General features: G+C 63.3%; 9 protein-coding genes and 1 pseudogene. 4 read left to right on the top strand and 6 right to left on the bottom strand.

Features of this window, described 5'->3' with window-relative positions:
• The coding region (locus ACESL9_RS15555) for an aminopeptidase P family N-terminal domain-containing protein (RefSeq protein WP_372675129.1) at positions 1-429 on the bottom strand (429 nt) is incomplete at its 3' end.
• Positions 426-1442: a pyridoxal-phosphate dependent enzyme gene (locus tag ACESL9_RS15550; RefSeq protein ID WP_372614893.1), complete on the bottom strand. Its 1017-nt coding sequence runs from the start codon at positions 1440-1442 to the stop codon at positions 426-428. The genes ACESL9_RS15550 and ACESL9_RS15555, both read right to left, overlap by 4 nt.
• A 203-nt stretch (positions 1443-1645) precedes the next feature.
• On the opposite strand from ACESL9_RS15550, the gene purL reads away from it, so the two are divergent.
• The 4 genes from purL (at position 1646) to grxD (ending at position 4859) form a co-directional block, all read left to right on the top strand.
• On the top strand, positions 1646-3811 hold the full coding sequence (gene purL / locus ACESL9_RS15545; protein ID WP_372614892.1) for a phosphoribosylformylglycinamidine synthase subunit PurL: 2166 nt from the start codon (positions 1646-1648) through the stop codon (positions 3809-3811).
• 127 nt (positions 3812-3938) lie between these two features.
• Entirely contained in the window at positions 3939-4175 is a 237-nt protein-coding gene (locus ACESL9_RS15540; protein WP_372614891.1) for a BolA/IbaG family iron-sulfur metabolism protein, read from the top strand.
• Positions 4176-4194: 19 nt separating this feature from the next.
• On the top strand, positions 4195-4434 hold the full coding sequence (locus tag ACESL9_RS15535; protein ID WP_372614890.1) for a hypothetical protein: 240 nt from the start codon (positions 4195-4197) through the stop codon (positions 4432-4434).
• A 62-nt stretch (positions 4435-4496) separates the two neighbouring features.
• Positions 4497-4859 (top strand): Grx4 family monothiol glutaredoxin, encoded by a 363-nt coding sequence (gene grxD, locus ACESL9_RS15530; protein WP_372614889.1) that lies wholly within the window; start codon positions 4497-4499, stop codon positions 4857-4859.
• A 27-nt stretch (positions 4860-4886) separates the two neighbouring features.
• Here the strand turns inward: grxD and ACESL9_RS15525 are convergent, their stop codons facing one another.
• The 4 genes and pseudogenes from ACESL9_RS15525 to ACESL9_RS15510 form a co-directional block, all read right to left on the bottom strand.
• Positions 4887-6287, bottom strand: coding sequence for a cytochrome P450 (locus tag ACESL9_RS15525; RefSeq protein ID WP_372614888.1), 1401 nt, complete (start codon positions 6285-6287; stop codon positions 4887-4889).
• Positions 6268-7494 (bottom strand): hypothetical protein, encoded by a 1227-nt coding sequence (locus tag ACESL9_RS15520; RefSeq protein WP_372675128.1) that lies wholly within the window; start codon positions 7492-7494, stop codon positions 6268-6270. Before ACESL9_RS15520 ends, ACESL9_RS15525 begins: the two co-directional genes overlap by 20 nt.
• 75 nt (positions 7495-7569) lie before the next feature.
• Positions 7570-8313 carry a cytochrome c biogenesis CcdA family protein gene (locus ACESL9_RS15515; protein WP_372614886.1) on the bottom strand — a complete coding sequence of 248 codons (744 nt, stop codon included), beginning with the start codon at positions 8311-8313 and terminating at the stop codon, positions 7570-7572.
• Positions 8314-8467: 154 nt separating this feature from the next.
• A pseudogene (locus ACESL9_RS15510) lies at positions 8468-9269 on the bottom strand (hypothetical protein); the annotation flags it as partial.

Below are 9269 nucleotides of genomic sequence, written 5' to 3'. Positions count from 1 at the left end.
GTCACCGAAATCGATCCCCACGCCCTGCAACCGCCCGAAATCGGCCAGCGGCATCCGCAGATGCGTCTCCGGGCCCGACGGAATACCAACCTTCCCACCACGCGCCACCTCGTGCAGCGTCTTGCCCAGAAGGCTCACCCCGTCATCGACCGGGTTGGGTGCGGTCCATGTGCGGATATCGCGCAACCATGTCCGCCCCATCAGCGCCGCCCCGATCGAAGGAATAACCGCGATCGGATCGCCCACCATGGGCAAAACCACGAACCACGGACGCGACGGGCTCTCCCAGAACCGGGTAAAAAAGCCAGTAAAATAACGAATATCGGGCTCGGTCGTAAGCAAAAGTGCCGAAAGCCCCAGCCGGTCCATCGCGGCCTGCGCACGATCGACCCGCGCGCGATGCTCTTCCTCGGAAAATCCACGCATCATTCCGCCGCCTCGCTCAGGATGCACAACACCCGCGCATCCGGCCCCAAAGGATCCATCGCCAGAAGCGCGGCCAGCCCCGCCCCACCCGAGGGCGTGGTCTCCAATCCCGCCCCGGCCAGTTGGGGCATTGCCGCCGCCGCTTGCTCTTCGCTGATCGTGACGAAGGTATCCGCATCGCGCGCCAACCCCTTGAGCGCGATCAGCGACGGCTCCTTGCAATCCAGTCGCCCCATGGCGGACACCGGCCCCGCGGTCACAACGGCACGCCCCGCCCGCACACTCTCTGTCAGCGCCGGTGCCGCGTCAGGTTCGACCACGATGATCCGTGGATAATCGCCCCAGGCCGCGCGGAACAAGGCGGCACAGGACGCCGCCAATCCGCCCACCCCCGCCTGCAACAGGATATGGGTGGGCGGCTCGTCCATCGCCTGCACGACCTCGCCAGCCAGCGCCAGGTATCCCTCCATCACCCGCAACGGACGGTCGAAATAGCCGGGCCACGAAGAATCCGACAACAGCGCCCATTGGTTTTCTTCTGCCGCCTGCAGTGCCGCAGTCATGCTTTCCTCATAGGTGGTTCCCGCACGCACCACCTTCGCACCGATCCCGCGCAGGCGCTCGGCAAAGGCTTCGGGCACGGCCTCGCACAAATAGATCACCGCGCGCGCGCCAAAGGCCATGGCCCCCGCGGCGACCGACAGCCCGTGATTGCCCGCGCTCGCCGCGACATAGGTGCGGCCCCGCGCCCGACCCTCGGCAGCATCTCGCGCGATCACATAGGCCGCACCGAGTGCCTTGAAACTGCCAAGACCCATCCTCGCGCGCTCGTCCTTGACAAAGACCTCGCCTGCGCCGGCAAAACCGTCGCTCCGGACCAGCGGCGTTACATCGTGGAAGGGACAGCGCGCCAACAACGCCACAACTGCCTGCATATCGACACTCGGCCAGGGCACATCGGTCATGCCCTCCCATTCGAGGCCCCTGCCCCGCCACGGATTGTACAGTCGTTGCATGCTCCATTCCTTTTACGTTCTGCCAGTCTTGGGCTTTTGGGCGGCCATCGCAACCCCGCAACGCGCGCTCCGCAAGAACGCCCTGCAAACCGCCCCACCGGCGCCACAAACCGCGCGCTTGCCCCCTTCCATGCCCCGCCCCCTTGTCGTATGACGACGCCAGTCGACGGACACAGCGCCGGAACCCCGGGGGACACGCGAAAATGACCGACCCAGCCATCACCGAAGATCTGATCGCCGCACATGGGCTCAAGCCCGACGAATACGCCCGCATCCTCGAGATCATCGGGCGCGAGCCGACTTTCACCGAGCTGGGAATCTTCTCGGCAATGTGGAACGAACATTGCTCCTACAAATCCTCCAAGAAATGGCTGCGCACCCTTCCGACCGAGGGCCCACAGGTGATCTGCGGGCCGGGCGAGAACGCCGGCGTGATCGACATCGGCGATAACCAGGCCGTGATATTCAAGATGGAAAGCCACAACCACCCTTCCTATATCGAGCCCTACCAGGGCGCGGCCACGGGCGTGGGCGGCATCCTGCGCGATGTTTTCACCATGGGCGCACGACCCATCGCCGCGATGAACTCGCTTTCCTTTGGCGAAGTCGCACATCACAAGACAAGGCAACTGGTGCATGGCGTGGTCGAAGGCATCGGCGGATACGGCAACTGCTTCGGCGTGCCCACCGTGGGCGGAGAGGTGCGGTTCGATCCGGCCTACAACGGCAACTGCCTCGTCAACGCCTTTGCCGCAGGTCTCGCGGATGCGGACAAGATTTTCTACTCTGCCGCCTCCGGCGTCGGTATGCCGGTGGTCTATCTCGGCGCCAAGACCGGGCGCGACGGCGTCGGCGGCGCCACCATGGCCAGTGCCGAATTCGATGAAACGATCGAGGAGAAACGCCCCACCGTTCAGGTCGGCGACCCCTTCACCGAGAAACGCCTGATGGAGGCAACGCTGGAATTGATGGCCACCGGTGCGGTCATCTCGATCCAGGACATGGGCGCGGCGGGTCTCACCTGTTCGGCGGTCGAAATGGGCGACAAGGGGGGGCTGGGCGTCAAGCTGCAACTCGACGACGTGCCCCAGCGCGAGGCCGCGATGACGGCCTACGAGATGATGCTTTCGGAAAGCCAGGAGCGCATGCTGATGGTCCTGCGACCCGAGAAAGAAGCCGAGGCGCGGGCGGTGTTCGAGAAATGGGATCTCGATTTCGCCATCGTCGGCGAAACCATCCCCGAAGATCGATTCCTTATCCTGCATGGCAATTCGGTCATGGCCGATCTGCCGCTCTCCAAGCTCTCATCCGAAGCCCCCGAGTATGATCGACCATGGATCGAAACCCCGCCCACAGACCCGCTCGACCCCGAAAGTGTGCCGGAGGTCGACCCGATCGACGGGCTGCGTGCGTTGCTCTCCTCACCGAATTACGCCGCGAAACAATGGGTTTATGAGCAATATGACACGATGGTCATGGCCGACACGGTTCGCACGCCCGGCTTGGGCGCGGGCGTGATCCGGGTGCATGATACCGGCAAGATGCTTGCCTTCACCTCGGATGTGACGCCACGCTATGTCAAGGCCAACCCCGAAGAGGGGGGAAAGCAGGCCGTCGCCGAAGCTTATCGCAATCTCACCGCCACCGGCGCCACACCGCTGGCCAGCACCGACAACCTCAATTTCGGCAACCCCGAAAAACCCGAGATCATGGGCCAGTTCGTCGGCGCTATAAGTGGCATCGGCGCCGCCTGCGCTGCCCTCGACATGCCGATCGTGTCCGGCAATGTCTCGCTTTATAACGAGACCGACGGCACCGCGATCCTGCCCACACCCACGATTGCCGCGGTCGGATTGATCAAGAGCGAGGACGAGGCCATTCTCGACCTGCCACGAGATGGTCACGTGGCCCTGCTCGTGGGCGAAACCCAGGGACACCTGGGCCAATCGGCCCTGCTCGCCGAAATCTTCAACCGCGTCGAGGGCGACACCCCGCCGGTCGATCTCGACGCCGAGAAACGCAATGGCGATTTCATCCGCGCCAATCACGCGCTGATCAAGGCCTGCACCGACCTCTCCGATGGCGGTCTTGCACTTGCCGCCTTCGAGATGGCCGAAGCAGGCGGCGTCGGAGTGCAGATCGACAGCGACGACATGGGCGAGCTTTTCGGCGAGGACCAGGGGCGTTACCTCATCGCCTGCAATTTCGATCAGGCCGAGGCCCTGATGCTCACCGCCGGCCAGGCTGGCGTGACGATTCGCACCGTCGGACGCTTCAGCGGCGCGGATGTCAGGTTCGGCAAGAGCAGCGCACCGCTGGACGAGCTTACCGACACCTATCGATCCTCTTTCGAAGCTGCGTTGGGCTGACCTTCGTATCGCTGCGAGGAAAACAAACATCTGCGCAATATCTTTTCGAGAGCAGCCAGCAGCTTCCCTTGCACCTGCGTGCCAAGCGACCTAGATTCACCCGAAACCACGAGGGAGAACCCACAAGATGCCGCTTTACGCGCATGAACTCGAGAGCCTGCTCCGCGAGAGCTTTCCCGACGCGCAGATCACGGTCGAAGGGGCTGACGGGCGCCACATGGCCGCCCTGGTGATCGACGAGAGCTTTCGCGGAATGAACCGCGTGCAGCAGCAACGCTCCGTTTACGCCGCGCTCAAGGGCAAGATGGACGGCTCCGACGGAGAACTTCACGCGCTCGCCCTGACGACACGTGCACCCGACTGACCCCGAAAGGAACGTCCATATGGACCCCCGCCTGCTCGCCGCATTGATTCTCTCGCCTTTCGTGCTGGTGTTCGTTTATGCGGGCATACACGAATTGCGAAGATTCAAGTCGCAGGGTCGCGCCCAGTACGGCCTCCAGTATGACGAAGAAACCGGCACGACCCACGTCACGGCTCTCGCCGAGGAAGACGACGGATACGACCTTGAAGATTTCGATCCCAACGCAGTCAACACCAGCGAGACCGAGAAAGCAGACTGATACAGGCCCAAGGGCCGCTGCACCCACCGTATTTCCGCGCAGCCCAAGCAAAGGAACATGACATGAGCAACGCAAAGACCCAGATCGATGAAACCGTCAAAGCCAACGACGTGGTGCTTTACATGAAAGGCACCAAAGACATGCCGCAATGTGGCTTCTCCTCGCGCGTGGCCGGGGTTCTGAACTACATGGGCGTCGAGTTTCTCGACGTGAACGTGCTGGCCGACGATGCCATCCGTCAGGGTATCAAGGACTATTCCGACTGGCCGACCATCCCCCAGCTTTATGTGAAGGGTGAGTTTGTCGGCGGGTGTGACATCATCACCGAGATGACATTGTCAGGCGAGCTGGACCAGCTTTTCGAGCAAAACGGCGTGACTTATGACAAGGACGCTGCCGAGAAGATCCGCGAAGCCAACGCCTAACGGAGATCGGCGCCCCACGGCCCCGATTCATGGCTTGGCCGGGTCACGTTTGGCGATGCGCAACCATATCCCGTCCTTGCCCCGCACCGTCAGATGGGCCACCGGCATGGCCGGGCGGTCGGCGACCAGTTCGAACCGATAGGCCCGCACCAGCATCGACAGGATGAGCGGCCCCTCGATCATCGCGAAACCCGACCCGGTGCAGACCCTCTGCCCGGCCGAGAACGGAATATAGGCGTTGCGCAGACAGGCCTTGCCGTTCTCGGTCTGAAACCGCGCCGGGTCGAACGCATCGGGCCGCTCCCAAAGCCGCTCATGCCGGTGCAGATGCCAGGGCGACAGAACGATCTGGCTGCCCTTCGGCACGTCGCGATCGCGGAACCGTTCCGGGCAACTCGCCTCGCGCACCATCATCGGCACCGGCGGGTAAAGCCGCAGGGCCTCTCGAAACACATCGCGTGAAACCCGGAGCTTGGAGACGGTCGAGAAATAGACCTTTTCCGGGTCGAAGGCCGCGCGGGCCTCATCGGCGACCCGTTCCTGCCACTCGGGATGCATCGCCAAAAGATAAAGCGACCAGGCCAATGCGCTGGCCGAGGTTTCATGCCCCGCAAGGAAAAAGATCGCCACCTGATCGACCATTTCACCGGTGTCGAACCGTTCGCCCGTTTCAGGGTCGGGCGTAGTCATGATCTTGGTGGCCAAATCGTCGGGTGCACGCCCGGCTTCGATCGCGCTCATCCGCGCAACAGTCAATTGCGTGATCAGCGCCCGGATCTTGCGCGCGGTGCGGCGCGTCTCGCGGCTGTGAAAGCGCGGAAACCATTTCGGCAGGGGCAGCACTGCGCCCAGATTCAGAACCGGCTGGGCACGCTGATGCTCACGAAAGGTTTCGAACACCTGCCCCGCGACCTCGTGCTCGATGGGAATGGAAAAAAGCGTGCGAAAAATCACATCGGCCGCCACATGGCTGGTCTGCGCCTCGATCTCGACCGGTTCACCGCCCTCCAGAGGGGCCAGCCGTGCCACGGCCGCCTGCCCCGCATCCCACATCGCCGGGAACACATCTCGCAGGCGCCCACCCTCGAAGGCCGGGTCGATGATCCGGCGCTGGCGCTTCCACGTCTCTCCGTTCGTGACAAAGACCGAATTGCCAAGGAGCGGCGCCAACCCCTCCCGAATCCGGTCGGATTTGGGAAAGTCATCGGGCCGCTTGCGCAGCACCAGGTCGACCAGTTCGGGCTGGTTGCACATGAACGAGCGGAAAAACGGCGTTCGGAACTCGGCCATCCACGCGCGATAAAGCCGCGCCGGTTGCGCCGAAAGGATATCCGCGCGAAAGAGCCTCGCATAGCGCCAGAGCGACACGCGCCCCACCCGTGCAGGTGGCTTTGGCGGCTGTGGTGGATCAGGCGGCGGAGCGTGCATCTTCCCTCACGGAGACATATTTCGATGCAGATTTCTCGATCCGCGACTTCGATGGCTTCCGTCCTGCGAAGCGCGCTCTCAACGTGCTCGGCCCGGCGGTGATGCGAAAGTAGTCATAATCACGCACCCGGTCGAAGGCACAGAGATACTGGAAATGCAGCCGGAAAAACCGCCAGCGCAACTCCTTCCAGCGTGCGGGACTCAGCGTCTGGGTAAAGGCCGCAGAGATCACCAGCGGCCAGCGCTTGCGTGGCGGCGCCACGCCAGACACCGCCACCGGATCGCACAGCGCGAAGGCACAGCCGTCGCCGGGTGCCGTTACGTCCACCCATGTGATCTCGTCACGGATCGAAAGGAACCGCAGATCGGCACGCAGGCGCTCGGCGCGGGGCAGAAACGAAACCATCGGCACCACCTGCCCGAGGCTCAGAAACCCCAGCGCCGGACCATCCACCGGTACCCGGCCCGCGCGGATCACATCGGCCAGGATCGACACCGCCAGATGCGCACCCGACGAATGCCCCACCACCAGAACCTCGTCCACATCCTCACACAATGCGGCGGCAATCACGTCGGCAAATTCCCCGATCCGCTCTTCCAGCTCGGGCGGGTTCGCCCCCTTGTATTGCGCCGAATAGGCATAGTCATGCATCAGGTAATAGGCGAATAAGCGGCCATCGCGCTTGCGAAACCACTCCAGCACGAAGGGCACGACGATGAACCCGCTCCAAGCCGCCCAAGGGTGCAGCAAGGCCAGCCCACGGCCCACTCCCCAGGCCACGCCAAGTGCCAACGCCAGCTGCACGAGCAGGAAAACCACAGGGTAAAGTGCCGCGATCACAGGCCCCTTGCGCAAACGCATCAGCCGCCAAAGCGCACCCGAGCCGATATAGGTCCAGGCGGTGCGCAGCAACTGCCCATAGGTCGCCACGATCCCGCGCCCCATGCTTTCGCGCACGATATCCGACCAGACCAGGACCTCGACATCGGTCTCGGTCTCGGCCCCGTCGATCCGCGCGCTCACATGCCAGCCATAGGCGCCGCCACCCGTTTTGGGGCGCAACGCGATTTCATACCCCGATATCGCCGCCTGCGCCGCGCCTTCCTTGCGGTAGAGTTCACGATAACGGCGCGGATGAATCGGATCGTAACCGGGAATGTAAAACACCCGGCGGCGCTTGATGGCCCGTGACGGTTCCTTGTGCATCGACTGCCTCTTTTGGATCCAGCCTAGCCGATCACTTGGGCAAGAGTAAGGCTTGAACCAGCTGTCCGCGCAGCCCTATCCCAGCGCCGCCAACCCCGGGAACGTCTCAAGCAGCCAATATGAGAAACTCGCAAACCCTCCGGTCAGCATCAATAGGCCAATGGTCCACAAAAGCAGCCCCATGACCTTTTCGATCTGTTCGAGATGGCGCTTCATCCACCCCATAAACCCGCCCAGACGCGGCAGGAAGGCCGCGACCAGAAGGAACGGCACCCCCAACCCAATGGCATAGATCCCCAGAAGGAATGTGCCGCGCGCAACATTGGCCTCGCTCGCCGCAAGGCTCAAGATCGCGCCCAGTTGCGGGCCGATGCATGGGGTCCAGCCGAACGCAAAGGCCAGCCCCAGGATATATGCACCAAGCGCACTGCCGCCGCGATCACCCGCATCCATCCGCGCCTCGCGATCGAGGAACCCGATCCGGTAGATCCCGATGAAATGCAGGCCAAACCCCATGACGAGGATACCGGCAATCGCGTTGAACCAGCCTTGATACTGCAAGAAAAGGGTGCCGACCGCCGAGGCGGTGAAGCCAAGCATCAGGAATACGGTCGAAAGCCCCAGCACGAAAAACAATGCCGGTCCCACCGCGCGATTGCGGCCCGCGTTCAGATCCGTGACGGAGACCCCCGAGAGATAGGCCAGATAGGGTGGCACGATCGGCAGCACGCAGGGGCTGAGAAAAGACAACACCCCGGCAAACACCGCCACCAGCATCGCGGGCAAAAGGCCCGCGTCTATGATCTCGATTCCAAACATGCCATCCCCTTACGCCATCGCGCGTGCGCCGTCACGCGACGTGTTGTCACAAAGCCGTTGGCGTGGGTGTGAACCGGGACAAGTAAAGCGGGAAATGCCGAACGCCGCGCAGTGTAGCGCGGCGTTCCACTGTCAAACTGTCATCGCCAAGCGCTCAACTGCGGCCCAGCGACCACCATCCCCGCTTCTTGGGCGCCTCTCTCGTCGGCTTTTCCGCTTCAGACTGTCCGGTGTCGTCCGATGCGGTCGTCGGGCTGTCCGAGGATGTGTCTCCCGCCATTTTCGCATCGCCGCCCCCGGCCCTGGCCGCAACCGTCTCGGACGGCTTTTCCGGTGCCGGTTCCTTGGGCGCCTGTTGCGGCGTATCATCAGCGCCGTTCGGTTTGGCTTCGGTCTCGGATGCAGTGTCACTCACCGCTGCGGCCTTGGTCGTTTTCGACCGGGTGGGGGCCTTGCGCTTGGGCTTTGCCTTGGGCGCTTCTTCCGGCTTCGAAGCTGCCATATCGGCGTCCGTGACGTTCTGCGCGGGCGCGTCCTTGGCTGTTTTGCTCGAATCGCTCGACGATTTGGCCGTGCTCTTGCTGCGTGTGCGAGACACGGTGGTTCCCGATCTCGATGTCCGGGGCTTCGAGGTTTTGGTCTGTTGCCCCTCAAGCTCGGCGGTCTTGCCATCGTCGGCAGTTGCGTCCTCCCCAACCGGTTCCGCCTTTTCCGTCGCAGGCTTGGCCGCGGATTTGGACTTCGACGAAGAGCGGGGCGATCTTGCCTTGGGCGCGTCAGGTGTTTCGCTGGCCGGTTCCTTGGCAGCGTCATCTGCAGGCCCGGCAGCAACCGCATCGCCCGCGTGTTCGCCCTCGGGCTCGGCATTGCGATCTTCGGTTTTCGCCTCGGCCCCATTGCCCGACTTGGACGAGCGGCTCCGACGTCGACGGCGGCGCCGCTTCTTGGGCTTTTCC

Source organism: Aquicoccus sp. (assembly GCF_041686535.1).
GTDB lineage: Bacteria > Pseudomonadota > Alphaproteobacteria > Rhodobacterales > Rhodobacteraceae > Aquicoccus.
This window is presented reverse-complemented; position numbering and strand designations above follow the sequence as displayed.